The 21182-nt window shown below is 38.3% G+C and carries 23 protein-coding genes; 16 read left to right on the top strand and 7 right to left on the bottom strand.

The features are described from left to right. The 3 genes from R2Q66_RS21130 to R2Q66_RS21140 all read right to left on the bottom strand — a co-directional run. The coding region (locus tag R2Q66_RS21130) for a hypothetical protein (RefSeq protein ID WP_316752948.1) at positions 1 to 848 on the bottom strand (848 nt) is incomplete at its 3' end. Between the two features lie 33 nt (positions 849 to 881). After that, on the bottom strand, positions 882 to 1688 hold the full coding sequence (locus tag R2Q66_RS21135; RefSeq protein ID WP_316752950.1) for a toll/interleukin-1 receptor domain-containing protein: 807 nt from the start codon (positions 1686 to 1688) through the stop codon (positions 882 to 884). 14 nt (positions 1689 to 1702) lie between these two features. Beyond that, on the bottom strand, positions 1703 to 2470 hold the full coding sequence (locus R2Q66_RS21140) for a hypothetical protein (protein ID WP_316752951.1): 768 nt from the start codon (positions 2468 to 2470) through the stop codon (positions 1703 to 1705). Between the two features lie 677 nt (positions 2471 to 3147). Here R2Q66_RS21140 and R2Q66_RS21145 point away from each other — a divergent pair. Next, positions 3148 to 3477, top strand: a complete 330-nt coding sequence (locus R2Q66_RS21145) for a protein tyrosine phosphatase (RefSeq protein WP_316752954.1) — start codon at positions 3148 to 3150, stop codon at positions 3475 to 3477. A gap of 228 nt (positions 3478 to 3705) precedes the next feature. Here the strand turns inward: R2Q66_RS21145 and R2Q66_RS21150 are convergent, their stop codons facing one another. Beyond that, a complete protein-coding gene (locus tag R2Q66_RS21150; protein WP_316752957.1) occupies positions 3706 to 4602 on the bottom strand; it encodes an AraC family transcriptional regulator in 897 nt (298 codons plus the stop codon). A 208-nt stretch (positions 4603 to 4810) separates the two neighbouring features. Between R2Q66_RS21150 and R2Q66_RS21155 the strand changes: the two genes are divergently transcribed. Further along, on the top strand, positions 4811 to 5650 hold the full coding sequence (locus R2Q66_RS21155; RefSeq protein ID WP_316752959.1) for an MBL fold metallo-hydrolase: 840 nt from the start codon (positions 4811 to 4813) through the stop codon (positions 5648 to 5650). 229 nt (positions 5651 to 5879) lie between these two features. Here R2Q66_RS21155 and R2Q66_RS21160 read toward each other — a convergent pair whose 3' ends face one another. After that, positions 5880 to 6314, bottom strand: coding sequence for a VOC family protein (locus R2Q66_RS21160; protein ID WP_316752961.1), 435 nt, complete (start codon positions 6312 to 6314; stop codon positions 5880 to 5882). A gap of 290 nt (positions 6315 to 6604) precedes the next feature. Between R2Q66_RS21160 and R2Q66_RS21165 the strand changes: the two genes are divergently transcribed. The 6 genes from R2Q66_RS21165 (at position 6605) to R2Q66_RS21190 (ending at position 10461) form a co-directional block, all read left to right on the top strand. Then, positions 6605 to 7231 carry a class I SAM-dependent methyltransferase gene (locus R2Q66_RS21165; protein WP_316752963.1) on the top strand — a complete coding sequence of 209 codons (627 nt, stop codon included), beginning with the start codon at positions 6605 to 6607 and terminating at the stop codon, positions 7229 to 7231. A 119-nt stretch (positions 7232 to 7350) separates the two neighbouring features. Then, complete coding sequence (locus R2Q66_RS21170) at positions 7351 to 7854, top strand: DinB family protein (RefSeq protein WP_316752965.1); 504 nt, start codon at positions 7351 to 7353, stop codon at positions 7852 to 7854. 512 nt (positions 7855 to 8366) lie between these two features. Next, positions 8367 to 8819, top strand: a complete 453-nt coding sequence (locus tag R2Q66_RS21175; protein WP_316752967.1) for a hypothetical protein — start codon at positions 8367 to 8369, stop codon at positions 8817 to 8819. A gap of 53 nt (positions 8820 to 8872) precedes the next feature. Next, positions 8873 to 9436 carry a DUF2726 domain-containing protein gene (locus R2Q66_RS21180; protein WP_316752969.1) on the top strand — a complete coding sequence of 188 codons (564 nt, stop codon included), beginning with the start codon at positions 8873 to 8875 and terminating at the stop codon, positions 9434 to 9436. Positions 9437 to 9502: 66 nt separating this feature from the next. Continuing rightward, entirely contained in the window at positions 9503 to 9733 is a 231-nt protein-coding gene (locus tag R2Q66_RS21185; protein ID WP_316752971.1) for a hypothetical protein, read from the top strand. A 173-nt stretch (positions 9734 to 9906) separates the two neighbouring features. Beyond that, positions 9907 to 10461, top strand: a complete 555-nt coding sequence (locus R2Q66_RS21190) for an MCP four helix bundle domain-containing protein (RefSeq protein WP_316752973.1) — start codon at positions 9907 to 9909, stop codon at positions 10459 to 10461. 60 nt (positions 10462 to 10521) lie between these two features. On the opposite strand, the gene R2Q66_RS21195 is transcribed toward R2Q66_RS21190, so the two are convergent. Beyond that, positions 10522 to 11418, bottom strand: coding sequence for a helix-turn-helix transcriptional regulator (locus R2Q66_RS21195; protein WP_316752974.1), 897 nt, complete (start codon positions 11416 to 11418; stop codon positions 10522 to 10524). A 196-nt stretch (positions 11419 to 11614) separates the two neighbouring features. On the opposite strand from R2Q66_RS21195, the gene R2Q66_RS21200 reads away from it, so the two are divergent. The 4 genes from R2Q66_RS21200 (at position 11615) to R2Q66_RS21215 (ending at position 14384) form a co-directional block, all read left to right on the top strand. Next, positions 11615 to 12178, top strand: a complete 564-nt coding sequence (locus tag R2Q66_RS21200; protein WP_316752976.1) for a DapH/DapD/GlmU-related protein — start codon at positions 11615 to 11617, stop codon at positions 12176 to 12178. 68 nt (positions 12179 to 12246) lie between these two features. After that, positions 12247 to 13287 (top strand): alpha/beta hydrolase, encoded by a 1041-nt coding sequence (locus R2Q66_RS21205; protein ID WP_316752978.1) that lies wholly within the window; start codon positions 12247 to 12249, stop codon positions 13285 to 13287. Between the two features lie 91 nt (positions 13288 to 13378). Beyond that, positions 13379 to 13828 carry a cyclophilin-like fold protein gene (locus tag R2Q66_RS21210; RefSeq protein ID WP_316752980.1) on the top strand — a complete coding sequence of 150 codons (450 nt, stop codon included), beginning with the start codon at positions 13379 to 13381 and terminating at the stop codon, positions 13826 to 13828. A gap of 100 nt (positions 13829 to 13928) precedes the next feature. After that, entirely contained in the window at positions 13929 to 14384 is a 456-nt protein-coding gene (locus R2Q66_RS21215; RefSeq protein WP_316752982.1) for an antibiotic biosynthesis monooxygenase family protein, read from the top strand. Between the two features lie 11 nt (positions 14385 to 14395). Here the strand turns inward: R2Q66_RS21215 and R2Q66_RS21220 are convergent, their stop codons facing one another. Next, positions 14396 to 15319, bottom strand: a complete 924-nt coding sequence (locus R2Q66_RS21220) for an AraC family transcriptional regulator (protein WP_316752985.1) — start codon at positions 15317 to 15319, stop codon at positions 14396 to 14398. Between the two features lie 123 nt (positions 15320 to 15442). Between R2Q66_RS21220 and R2Q66_RS21225 the strand changes: the two genes are divergently transcribed. The 4 genes from R2Q66_RS21225 to R2Q66_RS21240 all read left to right on the top strand — a co-directional run bounded on the left by R2Q66_RS21225 (position 15443) and on the right by R2Q66_RS21240 (position 21085). Further along, positions 15443 to 16771, top strand: a complete 1329-nt coding sequence (locus R2Q66_RS21225) for a sugar porter family MFS transporter (RefSeq protein ID WP_316752988.1) — start codon at positions 15443 to 15445, stop codon at positions 16769 to 16771. Positions 16772 to 16809: 38 nt separating this feature from the next. Further along, positions 16810 to 20166 (top strand): tetratricopeptide repeat protein, encoded by a 3357-nt coding sequence (locus R2Q66_RS21230; protein ID WP_316752991.1) that lies wholly within the window; start codon positions 16810 to 16812, stop codon positions 20164 to 20166. Between the two features lie 299 nt (positions 20167 to 20465). Continuing rightward, positions 20466 to 20753, top strand: coding sequence for a hypothetical protein (locus R2Q66_RS21235; RefSeq protein ID WP_316752993.1), 288 nt, complete (start codon positions 20466 to 20468; stop codon positions 20751 to 20753). A 47-nt stretch (positions 20754 to 20800) separates the two neighbouring features. Then, positions 20801 to 21085, top strand: a complete 285-nt coding sequence (locus R2Q66_RS21240) for a hypothetical protein (protein ID WP_316752995.1) — start codon at positions 20801 to 20803, stop codon at positions 21083 to 21085. Positions 21086 to 21182: the final 97 nt, after the last annotated feature.

The raw sequence follows: 21182 nt of genomic DNA on the forward strand, positions 1-21182 counted from the left end.
TTATCCTCCATCTTTTCTTTAAAAATTAGGCAAGCACCCTTATGGTTGTCTCCATAGTGTGCCCATACTGCAGAGTTACTACAGTTCTTTAGGAACGATGCGGAATACCAGTCAGGGAACATTAAGACTTCAAGCCGGGCAACAAAGTTTTGTGGAAGTTCTGTCAGAAAGAAAAATTTGTTGGAATGGATCTCGAAATCAGATGTTTGATAGAGTTTAGCGAGATAGGTATCTTCCAGGATATGATTTCCGACTGAAAACAATGTTTGAGCAAGATTTTTAACTTTTGAACTTTTTTTCTTTTCCAGCATATTGATTAGCTTGAACACATTTCGTTTAAGAAATGAATCTTCTAAAGTCTTCATATCTACCTGAAAAAATGGTTTAGCAGCCAGTCCTTCTTTATAATAAACCTGAGACACTGCATTTATGGCGTAAGGATGAATTAGCCTGATATAGGTGGTCAGTTCATCCCTTCTTAACGGATTGCTCCTTTTACTAAGGGTACCAGGCAGACTGCTAATGAAATTATTCTGAAAAAATAGTTTTCTGATGTCTTCAAATAGTCTTTTATGTAAATCTGTGGGTGAAAGAGGATATTCAGGGAGATCATCCATGACAATGGGTTTGCTTTCTCCGAGCAAAATCAGCAAAAAATAGATTCTTTCCACTGTTCTGAGGTAGTGGTTTAGCATGTTTTCCCAAACAATATGATCACCGCTCCATATAATATCCCTATAGCCCTCCATCGGATCATTCAATTCCCCGGGAGTTGCGAAGTATATCTCCTGATTTTCCAGTTCGTGGAAGCCGTCCAACAGGGCATTTATGTTTCTGAAACGGTACATGGCTTATTTATGGGATTTGGGTTATGCTGCTGATTACTTATTGCTTAAAAGTTGGTCTACACTCAGCGCAACTTTGTATTCAATGTCTAGCGAGCCAAATATTAATTCAGACGGGAGCTCATCAAAATAGAAAAAACAACTCATTGTTGGGGTGACTTCGCCTGTTTGCCCGATCATCCACCATTCCTTGTCAATGCTTTCTTTCTCAAAACCTCCAATTACGATTCCAGCGATTGGTGGGACATGGCCTTTCGGGCCCTTTCTAACTATAGGTCTGACTATATTTTTTTCACCAACGGGAACGCCGCAATAAAATGGTCCCCATGTTCCGACCCTTGGCCTGATTTCTATAACCTGCTTATTGAACATTGGTCCTCGGTATTCAAAGGAGTACGGTTCCAGTGGCTTTCTGGCAATATTGGGATTTCTATCTTCCAGCGCTGATACAATGCGCTCCTTCCAGTGCTCGTCCTGAGTACTAACATAAAGCCTGGTTTTGATGGCCGCTGGAATTAAATTGGTGTCCACTGAGGATGGGAACAAACCGATTATAGGAAAAATTTCACCTCTGTTTTCTAAGGCGCGTGATAGGGCATAAGCTATTTCCTCTTTGCATGGCTCACTGCCAAGACTGTTTTGCGTTGCTACAATCATCCATCCATCGCACTGGCTTTCCTTAGTGATAAATGAGTCGATCTGTTCCCAAAGTCTTTTTCCCGCTTTTATATTCCAGCGATCAAGTTTAATGCTGATTCCGGCGCGCTCCAGTTCCTGCGCTATAAATTCGACATCACCTCCTTTATTGTCTTCCCAGGCATAGGTTATCCAAAGTGTTTTCATGTTATTTGTTGGTGTCAATGATTAGCGTTATTGGGGGAAAATGAATTGACCAGGCTATCCAGTTCAGCTTTTGATGGCATTCTCCTTTTTGATGTATTTCCTTTGATTGAATCTTGTTTTTCAAGGTATTCAAATGCCTGAGAAAGGCCTTTGTGCATTTGCTGATTAATGCTGTCGTTTTTCTGCGCATCAACCTGAAATTGCTGTTGTTCCTGTTGAAACTCGCGAAGCGTTTTCTGAACTCTTTCTCCCGAGTTGTATTTGAATATTTCTTCTTGGGCGGGTTGTAGCCAGTAAGCAAAATAGTAGTTTTCAAGCACGGAGAATTTATCTTGCTTTTCTCTCAGGCTAAGATTTTTATTGAGGAGGAAGTCATTAAGCGAATTATGCAGTACAGTGGACACTTTTATGGTATTGAATCCAAATTCATTGTTTGATAATAAGAAAATCCGTCCATACGCAAGATCAAAATCTGAACGCCATTTCTGATAAGCTTGTGTGAACTCAAGTGTGTTTTCAAATTCCATTGTGGGCTTGCTGGAAACAGAATCCTTCTGAATAGCATATATCATCAGTTCACGCCATTGGCGGTACTGTTTCATATACTCATCACATGCATCTACAAAATCTTTCTTCTCATCAAGATACAACTGGACTCTTTTCTCTTCATTGTTGAAGTAGTGCTGGGCTGCAATGGTGAAAGTTCCTGTTATCAGCGAGGCAACCAATGCAATCGCCGCACCGGTTATCAGGGTGCTGTTTTTCTTTTCCGGTTCTTCCATTATTTATTGTTTCTCAGCAATATCGGTTTTCTTACGGATTTTTTCTAAAAGCTTTTGGGGATCATGAAGTTTGTATTTTGGTAGTACCATGGAAGAGGTGTATAAAAAGATCTATAATTTTATCTGTTTTACCGTAATGATGTGTTGAATTATCAATTTTACAGTATTGCTTATATCTTTTACTGTAAAAATTATGAAAAGGAAATTTCATCATATGGATATTCCAACTGTAAAATCTTTCTTGAACTTAATTAGACTAAATGGCATGTAATCAGGGTGGTATGTATTTCTCTGGGAAATGTTGTTATTTGGAGTAGTTTGTGAGCTTTATAAGTATGGTGATCACTTTTCTTAAATATTAGGCTATTTTATATAGATAACTAATTTGATTACAGTATATTTACAGTAGTTGTCAACATTACGGGGTAGATTACCACGGATGATAAATCAGTTATTCTTTTGTCGCTTTATATTTGTAATTAATTGATTTACATGTAATTACATTATGTGTATCGGGAAATAATTCCTTTAAGTTTTATATGGTTATTATTTTAAATATAAATTCTGGCCATGTCTTGTAAATTTCTTTTGTTTAAAAAACTCCATTAATTCCTTTCTCAAAGGAATTAATGGAGTTTCCATAAAAGGTAAGGGATGATCCTGATAAATTACTTAAGATGTCGAACAATTTTCTTTTCATTTGTAGTCGCAACCAATGGCGTAGTAGAACAGCAGAAGACATTTTTAAAAATCTTAGTGGATTTAATATTCGTTCTGCTGGTACCTCTAGTTCAGCTCGTATTAAAGTAAATGAGAAGCTGCTTGAATGGGCTGATCTGATCTTCGTAATGGAAAAGCATCATAAACAATTGTTAAACCAGAAGTATCCTTCTTTGTTGAATAGCAAACAGGTCATTATATTGGAGATCCCTGATGAATATCAATATATGGATGCCGAATTAATTAGTATTCTTGAAATAGGGTTAGCGCCTTATTTAGAGCTATAGTTTATTTATCCTCATCTTTCAGCACTACAAACAAATTCGATCAGGACGATTTTAAATTATGTTATAAACGTTTAATTGTTATTTAACAATTAGACTTAGAAATATGTCAGATTTTGACTGGCCATTGCTGTTGTTTCTTACGTGTTCGGAATAATACTTTTTATAAAGCCAACGTTAGTGAAGATTTTCAAAGCAAAGAAATAGAAAAGTACAGAATAGACTATGTCCTTAATTGATATTTTTTGCAGGATTTATTTCTAGTTTTCCAGGAATGCTAGTCATGCTATTGATGAACTCAGTTGTGGTTTGACCCGTTTGAGTTTTAAAGAATCTCATCAGATGGTTCGGTTCAGAAAAATTAAGTTCGTAAGCTATCTCATTAATAGTTTTGTTTGAATGAAGAAGCGAGTTTTGTATTTCAAAAAGAAGTCGCTGTTTTATCAATTGGGTAGCTGTAGTGTTGAATTGGGCTTTGACCGCTTTGTTCAGTGAAATTCTGCTGATGCCCAACATTTCAGCATAATCATTGATTCGTTGCACCTCCTTGATGTGGATCTCTACTAAATTCTTAAGTTGAAAAGCCAGATTATTCCCTGTTTTTTTCAAAGAAAGTGTATGTTGCTTTGCATATCGGCGGTTCAGAGTCTGTAGGAGATAGTATAGTAAGGAGCGAATAATATGGACACTATCGGTCTCACTAGTCAATAGCTCCATTTTGATCTCTGTCAACAGGTTGCAGTATTTTAGCATTTCATCCTGATCAATATTCATTTTTAAAGGATGTACCAGCTGGTAAAAGTACAATAATCGGTAAGTGAATAGCTTATCGGCAAAAAAGTCATTTAAAAAGGCTTCTTGAAAAATCAAAGTAGTAACCTGAAGATTGTTGGGATCCAATCTCCAGTTTCGTTTTTGAAACGGTGAGATAAAGATAATCGAACCTGCTTTCAACTCGATTTCTTGCTGGTTTAGAATTAGTACACCCTTTGCTTCTTTAAAAAATAAAATCTCGAAATAGTCAGTATCAAAAGTACCTGTATCAGTGTAGTCAATATCTTTTTCTGTTAACACATTTAGCAGGAAGTCGACTCCGCATTCAGTTTTATGAAATTTGATCGTTTTCATGTTTTATTATTAGTACACAAAGGTAGTGAATATTATCATTAATAGCCTTTTACTGATACTACTAAGATAGTATGCTGTTATCAAAATGGTAGTTATTAGCAGGTGTTTGATACGTTAAAGACAATTTACTGTTCCGACCTTTGTAATGCATTCATCACTCCAAAATTCTTATTAGAGGTGGGATATTATTAATCAAAAATAGAAATTCATGAAAAAAGTAATTTTAGCAGTAGCACTAACGTTGTCAGCTGCCATATCATTTGGTCAGAGCAATTCGGGTACGAAACCGATTCTCCAGTTAGTTAGAAACGCAACATTAATCATTGAGTATGGCGGAAAAAAGATCTTAGTAGATCCTATGCTATCTCCAAAAGGAGCAATAGAGTCTTGGGCTGGCATCCAGAAAAACCCAACAGTTGATCTGAAACTGCCAATAAATGAAATCGTTAAAAATGTTGATTTGGTATTAGTGACACATACACATGATGACCATTTTGACAAGGCCGCTAGTCAAATCCTGGATAAATCCATTGAACTGTTACACCAACCTGCAGATAAGGAATTCTTCGAAAAGGAAGGTTTTAATAATGCAGCCGTTTTAGAGGACAATACGCTATGGAACGATATAAGCATTCATCGGGTAGAGGGGCAGCATGGTAGCGGCGAGGTATTGAAGATGATGGGCAAGACGTCCGGCTTTGTATTAAAAGCAAAGAACCAACCCACTGTGTATATTGTTGGAGACGCTATCTGGACAGAAGATATTAAGAAAAATATCAAAAAGTTTGATCCTGACTATATTGTTGTTAATTCCGGAGGAGCGCGTATCCAAGGGTATGAAAATACGGCAATCATCATGGACGAAGCGCAGACAATGGCTTTAATAGGTGAAAGTGGTAAGGCGAAAGTGATAGCTGTACATATGGATGCCCTGGATCATTGTCGTACAACCAGGAGCTCTTTAAGTAAGGAAGCTGTCGAATTCAATATATGTAAAGATAAATTGATAATACCTCAGGATGGAGAAGTAATCGCCCTTTCTCTTTAATTAACTTATTTTAAGTTGATTGTGTTTTATGTATCGTAAATAAGGCTCCTAAGAATCGATAAATAGATATAAGTAAGATATTGTAAAAGGCTGAAAATCTGATTTAATAATCAGATTTTCAGCCTTTTTTCTTGTTGGTATTTGTTGTTTTTTTGTCCCACAAGTTGATTGGGTGCTACAGTTTCTATATCTGTAGCACGCCTGCGCTGACGAAAGTCCACTGTTAACCTTACCCGTTATAAGCAGGGTCAAACTCTACAATCCATTCAATACCATATTTATCCCTGAACATTCCGGCATAGGTGCCCCATGGACTGTCGTCAATGGGCCCTTCAACTTCTGCGCCAGCTGATAGTCCGCTAAATATTTTATCTGCTTCTTCACGGCTTTCGGCATTCACATATATTTTAGACCGGTTTTCCTTTTCGCTTATCCGTCCCAAAAAATCGGGAACATCGTTGGCTACTAACACATTGTTTTTGCCTAGGGGCAAGCCGATGTACATTATTTTATTTGCCTCATCTTCAGCTACCTGAAACCCGGGGCCTGATAAGTCTTTAAAACGGATGATTTTTGTAAACTCGCCGCCAAAAACTGATTTGTAAAAAGTGAATGCTTCCTCAGCATTGCCGTTGAAGTTGATCCATGGATTAATTGCTCTCATGTTTTTTGTTTTTAGTTTATTTCTATTAATTCTGCGATGAAGCGGCGAACAGATGGTCCAGATTTTTCAACATCACTGAAAATCCGATCCTGAAGCCTTCCACTAAGTTTTACATACGTTCAATTGATTTATTAAAAATAGTAATATAATATTACAAAGGATTCGAATCAATCACTAATGGTTGTGTAAAATATTCAGGGAGAACTGAGGTCTGTTTTTTATTGTTCAGATGGAATGATTTTAGTATGTAATTTCTTTCCATCAGTCCTTGTCTTTATCTTTGGTCTCAGATGAAAAGGGAGAATTTAAAGGAAACACTTGGAAATATTGATATTTATTTGTTCGATCAGCTGGTTAAAGGCACGTATGATGACTGCAGTTCCGTGTTAGATGCAGGATGCGGCACTGGTAGAAATCTATTATATTTTTTAAGAAACGGCTTTGAGGTGTTTGGCGTAGATAGTAGCCAGGAAGCTATTGCTTTTGTTAAAAACCTGGCAAGTCCATTTCCACAAGTAATCCCAGATGAGAACTTTATGGTTTCCACCGTAGAGCAACTATCCTTCAAGCCTGAGCGCTTTGATTTAGTGATCAGCAGTGCTGTACTTCATTTCGCGGAGAACCTCAGTCATTTCGAAGCTATGCTCAATTCCATGTGGGAAGTACTGCGGCCCGGAGGATATTTTTTCTGCCGGCTTGCCTCAGAAATTGGAATTGAATCATTGGTTAGATTTATTGGGAATGGCAGATATATCCTTCCTGATGGATCAGAGCGTTTTTTGGTCAACCAGGAAATGCTGCTTCGCCTCACCAAGAAACTTGGTGGCGAACTGCATGAACCCATTAAGACTACCAATGTCCAGAACATGAGAAGCATGACCACCTGGTGCGTAAGGAAACAAACTAATGATATTTAATTCTAAAATGACTGCATCGGAATGAAAAGTAAAGCGGGTTAAACCTTATTTTTTAATTGATTCCAGGATGAACATAGTGAAATATTCCTTATTTTTATGTTGAATTAATTACTAGAAAAATGATGAAACAAGCATTAATTGGTGAATTCCTGCATGAAGCAGAAAACACAAGAAAGTTATTAACCATGATTCCGGACAGTGCATTAGAATACCGTCCGCAGCCACATCTTTGGTCGGTAGGTCAGCTAGCTTCGCATATTGCCGAAGTATACAACTGGTATGGGCCTACATTTAACCAGGATGAATTTGATATGGGTTCTTATAAATATGACAAAGGAGATATTAGCAAAGCCGCTAACATCCTGGAAAAGTTTGAAGAAAATGTTTCGAAGGCAAAGACTGAAATAGAAAACTCTGATGAATCACAGTATATGAATGACTGGACAATGTCTGCAGGAGGCAACCCAATTATGCCATCAATGCCGAAGATTCAGGTGATCAGGGGATTTCTTTATAATCATTTGTATCATCATCGCGGAGAGCTTATCTCGCACCTTAGGGTAACAGGAAATAAAGTGCCATCTATGTACGGCCCTAATTATGAGGAATCTCAACGTTCCTAAACTTTGTTAAACAAAGCTGATACAAAGGGTCCAGGTTTAAGAGCTGTTTTTCAATAAGAAGAACGGCTCTTTATTTAAGTTTGCTTTACTGCATCATAGGATTCAATAATTACCGGAATTAGATTTTTTTTCCTCATAACTTTTAGAATAAGGAAGAAAATAATTACAAATACCAGCCCCGCTATTGCCTCTACAGTAAGCATATACCGGCTGCCAAATTTATCATGTGTCCATCCATTAAAAGTAGTCATATACACTACCGGTAAATTACCTAAAGACGACAATAAGGAATATTTAGTGGCTACATGCTTTTTGCCAATTACAAAAAATATAATGCCAGAGCGTATATGGAATAATAAAACTCAAAAATCCAAAGTGACGATCGTGCTTTCAGTTAAAATATATTGTGTAATAATTTAACTGTTTTTCTTAGCAATTACTTGCGTGGCGGTTACTTTTCTTAAGGATTAAATTAGTAATTTTGAGTTATATATCTTTAATAAAAGAGGTTGATGGATGATCCGTTCATAGTATACTTAAAAAACAAAACATCCGCAAAATTTGAATACAAAAGAGATATTTCAACGGTTGTTCGTACAGACAATGGTTATCGTATCACATTTAATAATGGGGTGAGCTATAATTATGGAGCTGACAAAGTACAATACCATTCTCTTGTATCGAGACGAGAAGGTGTGTGCATATATGAGAATGGAAAATTAGATAAGAGATATAATACTATTGATAATTATGGTCGTTATTTGATTTTTCGAGATGGAGACAGTTGTTCTTATCCGATTGAAAACAATGCCAATATTGAAATCTGTGATATAAAAAGGAATAATGGTCAGACGGAGTCAGTAATCAATTATTTTAAAGAAATATTGAAAAAAAGTGGTGGGGTATCATTTGATATTCAATCAGAAGAGATCGATAGTGAAAATCCGAATCACCCAACCTGGTAAATGTTGCTGTATCAAGAGCTGTTAAAGAATTTATTGTAGTAAAACCGGCATTGATGGATCTTCCTCATGGAACTAATATCGGTGACCTGATACGCTATATCTGTTATACCACAAACCCGGCTGAAACGATTGTCAAAGGTAGAATCTGTTCTGTTTTTGATCTTCTGTATAAAGAGTACAATAAGGTCTTTATACAGTTTCTTTTATCGAATAAGAACGTAAGTGGATCTGCTGCGGAGCTTATTATTAATAAGCTGTTGAACGAGAGTGTATTGTTAAAAAACACGCAATTTTCATCTATTGATATCGTCAGAGAATATAGGCTTAGAGACCTTATTCGGGATTTTCAACCATTTTCCGATGATGAGATCAGGTTCATCAGGAATAATTCAAGGATTGATTTTCTGCTGTACAACAAAATTGACAAAACCCCTGTATTGGCTATCGAGGTGGATGGGGTTTCATTCCATGACAATGAATTGCAAAAGGAGAGGGACAGGAAGAAGAATCATATTTTGGAAACTATCGGACTACCATTGCTTAGATTATCAACCGATGGACACAATGAGGAAACAAGAATTATTGAAAGTTTAAGCGTTGCAATGGGGTTAGTTTGATTGACTATTTATAGGTATATCACTGTGAGCATAATAAAAGCAAATTACTGATGCTATATTTGCATTATGAATTTACCCTTGCGCATCACTTTTGATGAAAAAGACTATACCTACCTTGTTTTAACCAAGGGGATAACAAAAGATACCAATGAAATCCAAATTAACCTGAATGAGATAGAGTATCAGCTTGCTTGCAACTCAAAGGGGGATTGGGATGTGGTTGATGCGACTGTAAACGACCATCCTGGATTACTTAAAGCTATAGGAAGAAACATCAAACTTCGGTATCGGTTATAAAACCGAAATATAATCTCGTGTTAAAAACTCATTCTTGTCGGGGCCTCGATGTGCTATATTTCGATTGTTAGCGGTAATATGATCCATTTATTCAAGATAGTGTCTAAACTTAAAAGGTCAGCATAGTTTTTGTGGGTAATATGATATAGCTGTTCACATTAATTGATAAAGACATGAAAGTGAAAACAAAATTGTGGCTTGCATTCGCATTGTTGTTCCTGGTAGTCCTTTCTTTCGGTGGAGTTTCCCTATACATTATGAATAGGATAGCCTCAAGTTCAAAAAGCATTATTAAGGATAATTACGAAAGTTTGAGCTACCTGAGAGTGATGAGAAAGATTCTTGACGATAATGCATTACCACTATCTAAGATATCGGCAAATCAATTTAGTGTTGAACTGGAGAAAGAAAGAAACAATATTACTGAAGAAGGGGAGCGGGAGGCTGTGTTAGCACTCTCACAAGCCTATAAGACTATAATAGACCCAGTGACAAATATTGCGGCTAAACATGAAGCGCTTAATAAGGCTCGTTTGCAAATAAGAGTTATTGAAGAGCTGAACATGAATGCTGTGGTCAGGAAAAATACTTTAGCCCAGGAAGGTGTGCAGAAAGCGGCAAATTACCTGGTGCTGGCCGCTTCCATTTGCTTTTTACTATTATTTTCACTTGTAGTAAACCTGCCTGAGCTGATTGCTAAATCTCAGGAGAATTTACGGGAGCCATGATGACACCTGTTACCGGTGAGGAGTATGCAGCAGTGAACAAGGAATAATGTCATAATATTCTTAATTCAAACTACGGTATTCATTAGGTGTCAAACCTGTTTTTTGCTTGAATAAACGTGTGAAATGCTGCTGGTATTTAAAGCCCAATTGAAACGATATATCATTAATTGATTTAGTGGCATCAAACATTCTGATTTTGCCTTCTTCAATCAGCCTTGATTGGATATAATCTAATGCTGTATTTCCGGTTTCCTTTTTGATAAGGTCGCCGAAATAATTTGGAGAAAGGTGCAGTTGTTCTGCACACCAGGCTACGCTTGGAAAGCCCAGATCCTGCGCCTTGTTGGATTGGAAATAATCATTCATCAGGTTTTCAAACCTTACTAAAATATCTTTATTGACGTTGCTTCTTGTGATGAACTGGCGGTCATAATACCGCATACAGTAATTCAGCAAGACCTCGATGTTGGAAACAATGAGCGCTTTACTGTGCTTGTCTATTTTCTGGTCAATTTCGTCAGCAATCTTTTCCAAACAATCAATAATTGTCTTCCTTTCTTTTTTGGATAGGTGAAGTGCTTCATTCACTTCATAGGAAAAGAAATTATAGTCCTTAATGTTCTTACCCAAGGAAGTCCCTGCAATCAAAGCGGGATGAAAAAGTAATCCATAACCCGAGGGTTTTATCGTTACCCCCTTGCTGTCTATACCGTAAACCTGTCCAGGGGATACAAATACCAATGTGCCGTCTTCATAATCATAAGGCTGGCAGCCATACGTCATATCTCCGCACTTAATATTTTTCAAGAATACTGCATACAGCCCTATATACCGCCTGAACTGTTGTATTGTGGGTATTTCATTGAAGTTCACAACACTCACTAAGGGATGCAGGGTGTCTATTCCTGCAAGTTGGTGGTATTGTCCTATTGTATCTATTCTATCTACCTGTTCCATAACTGAATGTTATACCATACAAATTTAGCAAAGCTAAACCTGTGTACCATACATTTTAGTCAAAATCAGTAAAAGTGGTAAATTAATCAGTATTCTGTATAAATATAAAACACAGATGATTACGAGATTTGTAGTGCACATTAATTAGGAGAGTAGTATTGTACTATTAAAAAAAAGCAAAGTCAAATAAAGAATTATGACAGACAAAGTAGATATTTTCAACAGATTGAGAAATGGTGAAACTGTTTCTGGCAATGATCCTGAAGCTTATAAAATGATAGCTGCTTCGTATGCTACGAAAAAACTACTCGTAGCGATGAACAACTCTACAGAGCCTTCAGAAATCAGAGGTTTGTTGAGTCAGATTACAGGAAATGAAATTGACGAAACTGTAACCGTTTTTACACCCTTGTACATCAACTACGGAAAGCACACTAAAATAGGGAAAAATGTATTTATCAATTTTGATTGTGTGTTTTTGGATCTGGGAGGTATTACCATAGATGACGGCGTACTGATAGCTCCCAAAGTTAGTTTGTTGTCAGAGGGACATCCTATCAATCCTGAAGACCGGAGTTCTTTGGTGGTCGGGCATGTCCACATCAAAAAGAATGCGTGGATTGGCGCAAATGCGACCATACTGCCCGGAGTAACCATTGGGGAAAATGCCGTGGTAGCCGCAGGAGCGGTTGTTTCAAAAGATGTTCCCGATAATACAATAGTAGGTGGCATTCCAGCAAAAGTCATAAAAAGTATTTAACCCCAGGGTATAGCTCTCAGTAGAGTAACATTCACGTTGGTAAAATAATAAAGAAGAAAATATAAAATATGAAAAGAACAGCCATAATTGTAGTTGCATCCCTGATGATGTTAGGGCAAGCCTGCAAACAAAAACCGCATAAGATAAACAATACAGCGCAAGTAGACCACTATACTTTTAAATTGAGCGAGAACGTTATCCGTGAGAAAGTAAGATTCAAAAACCGTTACGGAATTATGCTTACAGGCGATTTGTACCTTCCGAAAAAACAAGGTAACGAGGCTCAGCCTGCTATTGCAATTAGCGGTCCATTTGGTGCGGTAAAAGAACAATCTTCAGGATTGTATGCTAACCAAATGGCAGAACGGGGCTTTATTGCCCTTGCCTTTGACCCCTCTTATACAGGCGAGAGCAGTGGTGAACCTCGCAATGTAGCATCACCTGATATAAACACCGAAGATTTCAGTGCCGCAGTAGATTTTTTGGGTATACAGAAGAATATCGACCGTAATAAAATAGGTATCATCGGTATTTGTGGATTTGGAGGGTTTGCATTAAACGCTACTGCTGTTGATAAACGTGTGAAAGCTGTTGCTGTTACCAGTATGTATGATATGTCGAGAGTGAACGCAAGAGGATATTTTGATGCCACTACACCTGAAGAGCGTACACAACAATTAGTACAAATAGGCGAGCAACGTTGGAAAGATGCGAAAAATGGAGCTCCTGAATTAGCTCCAAAAGGATTGGAAAATTTACCTGATGATGCTCCTCAATTTGTAAAAGAATATGCTGCTTATTACAAAACAGAGCGTGGCTTTCATCCACGCTCCTTAAACTCAAACAGTTCCTGGACGATTACCAATCCTGTGTCGTTTATGAACATGCCGATTCTGACCTACATCAAGGAGATTTCGCCGAGACCAATACTTTTAATCGCCGGCGAAAAAGCACATTCCCGTTATTTCAGCGAAGATGCCTACAAAGCGGCTTTAGAACCGAAAGAATTAATCATTATCCCCAATGCTGTACACGTTGATTTATATGATAAACCTGATGTAATCCCATTTGACAAGCTGCAAAAGTTTTTTACAGAAAATCTCAAATAAAGCTCGTTATCGTCGCTCCATATCATAAACAGTAATGTTACCCTCTATACGAAATGGAGTGCGACATCAATCTTTGAAATAGAATAAAAATATGAGAAAATTCTTAACAGCAATATTCGCACTAACATTTACACACTCCTTTGCAGGATGTAGTAAGGATAATGACCCGATTATAAACGACCAGATTTCCAGGAATAAAGTCAAAATTACGGTTGGTTCTTCTGTTTTTACAGCCTCGCTTTACGATAATGCAACGGCAAATGCTTTTAAGGCTATGATGCCGCTTACTATCAATATGAGCGAATTGAATGGGAATGAGAAACTTTACGGTTTTCCGAATAATCTGCCGTCAAACGCTTCTAATCCCGGCTCGATACAGAACGGAGATATCATGCTTTATGGTCCAGGGACCTTGGTGCTGTTTTATAAATCATTTTCAACCTCTTACAGCTATTCGAGAATTGGGAAAGTTGATGATACGTCAGGTTACGCTGCAGCATTAGCCTCTGGAGCTGTAACTGTTACGTTCGAGTTGCAATAATTTTCGAAAAATTGGACACTATTAAATAAATTTGTATCCTATCTACAGGCTATCCAAACAATACTAGTGAAATTTGAATTATAGAATAAAAATAAAGCTGATGAATAAGTTTACAAAGTACTTCCTCCTTTTTTGTTTAACCTTAAATGCTACTACAATGAATGCCCGGGATCAACGGGAATCGGTTGATGTGGCTAATCTAATGGAGAATACTGTCGTTGCGCCAGATATGTTGGTGCGTATTTCTGAAATCGAGATTATTCCCGAATATTTAGAAGCCTACACTACCATTTTGAAAGAAGAAGCTGCGATTTCTATGAAAATTGAACCCGGGGTTATTGCAATTTTTCCGATGTCTGTTAAAGAAAATCCAAATCAGATCAGGATCATTGAAATCTACGCCAATAAACAGGCTTATCTATCACATCTGGAAACAGCTCACTTCAAGTTTTACAAAACAGGAACGTTGAAGATGGTTAAGTCATTAAAATTGATAGATATGAATTCCATTGATGCTGAAACTATGAAATTGATTTTTAGAAAAATAGAAGAGTAACCACTATGCTTTTATAAAAACTTGGTTTCCCGGAGTGTTTCTCTCTTTAATTTATAGTCTTGTGGAGAAACGCCCATGATTTTAGAAAACATTCTTGAAAAGTAGTACTGGTCATCTATACCGAGCGTTAAGGCAATCTCTTTGATCCGGAGGTCTGTGAACTGAAGATATTGGCAGGCTTTCTGTATTTTAATGTGATTGAAATATTTAATCGGAGCAAAACCTGTTTGATCTTTGAAAAGTGCCGAGAAATGGGAGGATGATAAATTAACTGATTTTGCGATATCTTCCAGTGTAAAGGTGGTATGGAGGTTTTTCTGCATAAACTCAATGGAAACATCAATGGGATTAACTATACTTTGTTTAGCCGAATAATTGAATTTCTCATCAAAAATAAAGGAAGAAAGGAAATGAGAGAAACTGATATTGACATAGCAGAGGTTATCGGTACTGTAACCTCTTTCCAGATTTAAGTAGATTTCGTCAAATAGTTTTATCCTTGATTCATTGAACTGTACAAGTCCTTTATAACTCTTCTGTCTTTTAAGAAGCAATCTGATTAGTGATTTAACAAGGTGGCCTTTGAAGTGCGCCCAGTAAATGGTCCAGGGGGTGTTCTGATCGGAACCATAGGCATGTGATTTGTCGGCAGGTATGACAATGAAATTTCCCGCTTTAAGGGTATAAGAAGTGTCTTCAATTTTTACTTCACCCTTTCCATCAGTACAGTAAATAAGGATGTATTGATCTATCCCATAGTTACGTTCTCTGTAATGAAATTTTGCTTTAGGGTAAAATCCGATATCTGTAATGTAGATTCCCGCCAGGAGGGGATTAGGAATACAGGTTTTGACAAGGATAGACCGGGGCAAGACAATTGCTTTTTGACCATTAAAACCTTCTTTCTTTTTAATTTCAGTTGTTTCGTTTTCCATCTGGCTTTTGTTAGGGCTGAATTTATGTATAATTCCGTAATATTGTCCATTCCTTTCATAATTATTTCTATTGTATAGTTGCTTTTATTAGTTCAAATTTGGTTTTGTTAACCTAAACCTACAATGCAACAATTTAAAACTTCGTACCTTTTGTCTATCTCTTTTATCTCCGCATTAGGGGGATATCTGTTTGGTTTTGACTTTGCCGTAATTTCAGGTGCATTACCTTTTTTACGGGATCAGTTTGGATTAAATGAATACTGGGAAGGCTTTGCAACCGGGTCATTGGCCCTTGGCGCTATCATCGGCTGCTTAACAGCCGGCCGCGTGGCCGATAAATACGGTCGCAGACCAGGACTATTTTTAGCGGCCCTTATTTTTGGTCTTTCTTCTCTCGCAATGGCATTTGCTTCCGATCTGGGGGTTTTTATTTTCTCCAGATTTGTGGCGGGAATAGGAGTAGGTATGGCCTCCCTGTTGTCACCTATGTATATTGCCGAGGTTTCTCCGGCAAAATACCGAGGAAGAATGGTGAGCATCAATCAACTAACCATTGTACTTGGGATTCTGATCACCAACCTGATCAATTATTCTCTCCGTAATAGTGGGCCTGATGCCTGGAGGTGGATGTTTGGTCTTGGCGCTGTACCTTCTGCACTGTTTATTATCGGGGTGATCTGGCTACCGGAAAGTCCAAGGTGGTTACTTCAGACCGGAAAAGAAAGTAAAGGACTGAAAGTCCTGGAGAAAATAGGCGGTGCCGATTTTTCCGTTACTGCGATGGAAATGATGAAATCTGCTGCAAAAGGAAATCAAAAGGTCAGTTATACAGCCGTTTTCGGGAAAGCCGTTTTGCCAGCGGTAACCATCGGGATTGTACTCGCGGTATTTCAGCAGCTTTGCGGGATCAATGTAGTCTTTAATTATCCTTCGAATATATTTGCCAGTATTGGTGCATCGAAAGATGACCAGTTGCTACAAACGGTATTTATAGGAGGTGTAAATCTGTTTTTCACCATCCTGGCCATGTTTCTGGTGGATAAAATTGGCCGCAGGCCACTCATGTTGTTCGGTGCAGCGGCACTGGCCATTTTATATGTGGTGATTGCACAATTACTAGCCGTACATTCTGCTTTGGTAGGTGTGTTTTTGCTGGCTGCCATAGGAACATACGCCATTTCCCTTGGACCAGTTACCTGGGTACTGATTTCAGAAATTTTCCCGAATCATGTGAGAGGGGCAGCATCATCCATTGCTATACTCTGCTTATGGGCAGCTTACTTTATACTCACTTTTACTTTTCCTGTCCTTGCCAAATCGATTGGAATGCACAATACTTTTTACCTCTATTCGGGGATCTGTATTATGGGTTTCCTTTTTATCAGGGCAAGAGTTAAAGAAACCAAAGGGAAAACTTTGGAAGAACTGGAATCTGTTTTCAGCCCTCATTAATTAATATTATTATCTAATAAAGAAGCACGAATTATATTATGGAAGTAACCGCATGGGTGGAGAAAGTCATCATTCCTACTTACGAAACAGGTAAGCCAGAGAAGAATCCCCTTTTTTTAGAAAAAAGAGTATACCAGGGAAGTACAGGAGCAGTATACCCGAACCCTGTGATCGAAAAAATCTCTGATGAAAAGATCGATAAGGAGTATACCGCAGTATTTATTGAAAATGAATATTTGAAAATAATGGTGCTTCCCGAACTTGGTGGAAGAATCCAAAGAGCCTATGATAAAGTGCGTGACCGTGATTTTATCTACTACAACCAAGTGATAAAACCAGCTTTGGTAGGCTTAACAGGCCCATGGATTTCAGGAGGAATAGAGTTTAACTGGCCACAACACCATCGTCCAAGTACATTTGATCCTATAGATTTCACCATAGAATCATATGATGACGGTAGTAAAACCATTTGGGTAAATGAGTTGGAATTGATGTTCCGAACTAAAGGAATGGCAGGTTTTACCCTGTATCCCGATAAAGCTTATCTGGAAGTTAAAGGAAAGGTTTATAACCCGACACCATTCCCAGAAACATTTTTGTGGTGGGCGAATCCTGCAGTAAAGGTAAATGATCACTATCAGTCGATTTTTCCACCTGATGTATATGCGGTTTTTGACCATGGTAAGCGGGATGTTTCTGATTTTCCAATTGCTACCGGTACTTATTATAAAAAGGATTATTCACCGGGAACAGATATTTCCTGCTATAAAAATATTCCTGTGCCCACTTCTTACATGGCTATCAGATCCAGCTATAATTTTATTGGAGGGTATGAGCATGATACACAAGCTGGAATGTTGCATGTGGCCAATCACCATATTGCACCAGGTAAAAAGCAATGGACCTGGGGGAATGGTGAGTTTGGACTAGCCTGGGATAGAAATCTGACTGATGAAGATGGACCTTATATTGAGCTGATGACAGGTGTCTACACAGACAATCAGCCTGATTTTTCCTGGTTACAGCCTAATGAGGAAAAAACATTTGAGCAGTATTTTATGCCTTATGCTAAGATAGGTGCAGTTAAAAATGCCACTAAAGAAGCGATGTTAAATGTAGAACTGGACGGGAATACACTGGACATAAAAGTTTATGCTACGGCTTCTTTTCCTTCGGCTGTGGTTAGTTTGTTTATCAATGAAGTGCTGGAAGATACTACTTACTTTGATCTTTCTCCCGCTTCGGTTTTTGAGAAAACCATACCCTTGAAGACCGAAGTTTCTCTGGAAAGTGTTCGTGTTCTTGTGGCAACCTGCGACCATAAACTATTGGTGAGTTATGAACATGAAAAGGTGGATCCTAAGGAAATTCCAGCAGCTGCAACAGCAGCGAAAGCACCTGGAAACATAGACTCTGTAGAAGAGTTATTCCTCAATGGCTTGCATATCGAGCAATACCGTCACGCCACTTATCTGGCGACAGATTATTATACGGAAGCCCTGAAAATGGAGCCGGGAGATGTCCGTTGCAACAATGCGATGGGACTATGGAATATGAGACGCGGACAGTTTGCGGTAGCTGAACAATTCTTTCGTACGGCCATAAAAACGTTAACATTACGCAATCCTAATCCCTATGATGGAGAACCTTATTATAATTTGGGGCTGTCTTTAAAAATGCAGGGAAAAGCAGAGGAAGCTTATGAAGCGATTTATAAATCAACCTGGAATGCTGCCTGGCAGGATGCTGGTTTTTTTGCGCTGTCGGGGATTGCCTCAGAAAAGGGAGATTACGAAGATGCCTTATACCTGATCAACAAATCTTTATTGCGTAATTACCATTCACCTGCTGCACGCCATCTTAAAACGGCTATCCTACATAAAATGGCCAGGTTTAAAGAGGCGATGACTTTTCTTGAAGAGTCTCTGTTAATTGATCCCTTCAATTTCGGCTGTCTGTATGAAAGGTATACTATACAATTGGAAACAGGTGATTTAAGTGCATCAGAAGTATCTTTAAGCGAACTTGTACAGTTGATGCGACAAGATGTTCATAACTATATAGCCTGTGCGCTGGAATATGCGCAAGCGGGATTGTATAAAGAGGCGTCCGGGCTTTTGTCTGTCTATATCCATGAGCAACAGGCAGCGATGTATCCGATGGTTTATTATTACCTGGGCTCGTTTGCACTGAAGAGTGGAGATCCACAATCGGCGCAGGCGTACCTTTTGAAAGGACAGTATGCAGACCCGGACTTCTGTTTTCCACACCGGATAGAAGATGTCAATGTCTTGTTATCTGCTATCGAACACAATCCTAAAGATGCTAAGGCGTATTACTATTTGGGTAATTTCTGGTATGGTAAACAGCAATTTAAAGAAGCAGTAACGTGTTGGGAGAATTCGGTGAAGGAAGATCCTACTTTCCCTACAGCACATAGAAACCTGTCGCTGGCCTATCACAATCATTTGGATGACTCAGGTCTTGCACTTAAGTCGCTAGAAAAAGCGTTTAGCCTGGATATAGCAGATGCCCGGGTGTTCATGGAGCTGGATCAGCTGTATAAGAAAATGGGGTATGCTCCGGAGCGACGCCTGGCTATGTTGGAAAAGTATCCTGACCTGGTTAGTTACCGTGATGATTTATACCTGGAACAAATTACGTTATGTAATCACCTGAGTGGTTATCGGGAAGCTAAAGCGCTGCTTGCCAGCCGGCAGTTTCATCCCTGGGAAGGAGGGGAAGGAAAGGTAGTCGGACAGTACCTCCTTTGCCATACCCAACTCGCCAAAACCGCACTCATGGAGGGAGAGTATCAAACTGCATTAGTGCTGCTTTCAGAGGCAAAGCATTATCCCCACAATCTTGGAGAGGGAAAGTTGTATGGCGCACAGGAAAATGATATTCATTATCTGGAAGGTTGTGTGTACGAGAAAATGGGATTGAAGGACCAGGCGGATCAAAAGTTTTTACAGGCCACATCCGGAACTACAGAACCGGTACAAGCGATATTTTACAATGATCCTCAGCCGGATAAAATTTTCTATCAGGGATTAGCCTGGTTAAAGCTGGAGGAGCGTGATAAGGCAAAGGAGATTTTTGAAAGGTTTATCCAGTTTGGTAAACTACACCTGAATGATGAGATTGAGATTGATTATTTTGCGGTTTCCCTTCCTGATTTACTGGTCTTTGATCAGGACCTTAATTTAAAAAATTACATTCATTGTTGCTATTTGATTGGTCTTGGTTATCTAGGTCTAGGTCGTACTGAAGCAGCCAGAGAAATGTTTATAGAGGTACTTGACAGGGATGTTAACCACCAGGGTGCCACTACTCACCTTGGTCTGTTTCCACTCTTAATCCAGTTCGGTATGGTCGATGAAGAGGCTAGCTAAAAGATATTTTAAAATGAGTAAACTGTTATTTACATGCCTTTTCCAGCAGTTTCCAAAAGTTAGAAAAGAAGCCGAAATTTAAACAGTAGGTTGTCGTAAATAAAAGTTAAAATATTAAAAGGAATCCCGGTTGTTAAAAACAATCGGGATTTTGCTATGGAGAAATAAGTGGTCTATAAAAGGCAAAGTTAAATTTAGAAGCCATCAAAAAACAATGTGTTTATATAACTGTTAATTGTTCAGTATCCTTTATAATACGTCCCTTTCTTAAGCTTTAATTTCATTAAATAACTAAGATCATGGAAACGCAAAATCAAAATCCAAAGGATCCGGATGACTTACCTTCTGGAATAGATTATTCAATAAATCCCAATACTAAAATCGAAATTGATTATAACAGGTATGATCAGGCAGTACAAAAGTTAAAACCCAGGGTATATTTAGATGGTACAACTTTCTTTTGCTTATCGGGACCAGATCGCGAAACTGGTATTTTCGGACGTGGAGATACCCTCGAGGGGGCGATTCAAGATTGGCGTTCTGCTCTTGAAGAACGGTTTAAACGTATAAACGGTGAGCATGTTTAATTGTAGAAATAAAGCGGGTAAAATATAACATTTATAGAGAAAATATTATGGATCCATTTAACATAGTCATCAAAAACGGTAATGAACAATTAGATTTAAACATCCACCCCCAGGAAGCTGGAGGATATAAGATTATTTACCATGGTGCTCTTGTAGGGCAGATCTTTATGGGGCAGGGGGGAAGTTGGGAGGCAATTTCTGCAAATGATTTGGATATCGTTACTTACCCGGTTTATGAATATGATGAAACTTCAGGACACGCAGATATGCTCCTTGAACAGGAATTAGTGCAAAGAATAGGAGGAGAAATCAAAAAAACAACCAACAGGTGAATGATGTATATGCCATCTAATCGGATAAGAAATAAAGCGATGAAAAATTTATTGAATTCTGAAGTGTGTGCTTTTTGCGTTGCCATACGTTTTTCAG

The sequence above is a fragment of the Pedobacter gandavensis genome, from assembly GCF_032677645.1.
Classification (GTDB): domain Bacteria; phylum Bacteroidota; class Bacteroidia; order Sphingobacteriales; family Sphingobacteriaceae; genus Pedobacter; species Pedobacter gandavensis_A.

Coding starts and splice junctions, on each gene's coding strand:
- R2Q66_RS21135 (WP_316752950.1), bottom strand. CDS start 1,688: ATGAAAACACTTTGGATAACCTATGCCTGGGAAGACAATAAAGGAGGT.
- R2Q66_RS21140 (WP_316752951.1), bottom strand. CDS start 2,470: ATGGAAGAACCGGAAAAGAAAAACAGCACCCTGATAACCGGTGCGGCG.
- R2Q66_RS21145 (WP_316752954.1), top strand. CDS start 3,148: ATGTCGAACAATTTTCTTTTCATTTGTAGTCGCAACCAATGGCGTAGT.
- R2Q66_RS21150 (WP_316752957.1), bottom strand. CDS start 4,602: ATGAAAACGATCAAATTTCATAAAACTGAATGCGGAGTCGACTTCCTG.
- R2Q66_RS21155 (WP_316752959.1), top strand. CDS start 4,811: ATGAAAAAAGTAATTTTAGCAGTAGCACTAACGTTGTCAGCTGCCATA.
- R2Q66_RS21160 (WP_316752961.1), bottom strand. CDS start 6,314: ATGAGAGCAATTAATCCATGGATCAACTTCAACGGCAATGCTGAGGAA.
- R2Q66_RS21165 (WP_316752963.1), top strand. CDS start 6,605: ATGAAAAGGGAGAATTTAAAGGAAACACTTGGAAATATTGATATTTAT.
- R2Q66_RS21170 (WP_316752965.1), top strand. CDS start 7,351: ATGATGAAACAAGCATTAATTGGTGAATTCCTGCATGAAGCAGAAAAC.
- R2Q66_RS21175 (WP_316752967.1), top strand. CDS start 8,367: ATGGATGATCCGTTCATAGTATACTTAAAAAACAAAACATCCGCAAAA.
- R2Q66_RS21180 (WP_316752969.1), top strand. CDS start 8,873: ATGGATCTTCCTCATGGAACTAATATCGGTGACCTGATACGCTATATC.
- R2Q66_RS21185 (WP_316752971.1), top strand. CDS start 9,503: ATGAATTTACCCTTGCGCATCACTTTTGATGAAAAAGACTATACCTAC.
- R2Q66_RS21190 (WP_316752973.1), top strand. CDS start 9,907: ATGAAAGTGAAAACAAAATTGTGGCTTGCATTCGCATTGTTGTTCCTG.
- R2Q66_RS21195 (WP_316752974.1), bottom strand. CDS start 11,418: ATGGAACAGGTAGATAGAATAGATACAATAGGACAATACCACCAACTT.
- R2Q66_RS21200 (WP_316752976.1), top strand. CDS start 11,615: ATGACAGACAAAGTAGATATTTTCAACAGATTGAGAAATGGTGAAACT.
- R2Q66_RS21205 (WP_316752978.1), top strand. CDS start 12,247: ATGAAAAGAACAGCCATAATTGTAGTTGCATCCCTGATGATGTTAGGG.
- R2Q66_RS21210 (WP_316752980.1), top strand. CDS start 13,379: ATGAGAAAATTCTTAACAGCAATATTCGCACTAACATTTACACACTCC.
- R2Q66_RS21215 (WP_316752982.1), top strand. CDS start 13,929: ATGAATAAGTTTACAAAGTACTTCCTCCTTTTTTGTTTAACCTTAAAT.
- R2Q66_RS21220 (WP_316752985.1), bottom strand. CDS start 15,319: ATGGAAAACGAAACAACTGAAATTAAAAAGAAAGAAGGTTTTAATGGT.
- R2Q66_RS21225 (WP_316752988.1), top strand. CDS start 15,443: ATGCAACAATTTAAAACTTCGTACCTTTTGTCTATCTCTTTTATCTCC.
- R2Q66_RS21230 (WP_316752991.1), top strand. CDS start 16,810: ATGGAAGTAACCGCATGGGTGGAGAAAGTCATCATTCCTACTTACGAA.
- R2Q66_RS21235 (WP_316752993.1), top strand. CDS start 20,466: ATGGAAACGCAAAATCAAAATCCAAAGGATCCGGATGACTTACCTTCT.
- R2Q66_RS21240 (WP_316752995.1), top strand. CDS start 20,801: ATGGATCCATTTAACATAGTCATCAAAAACGGTAATGAACAATTAGAT.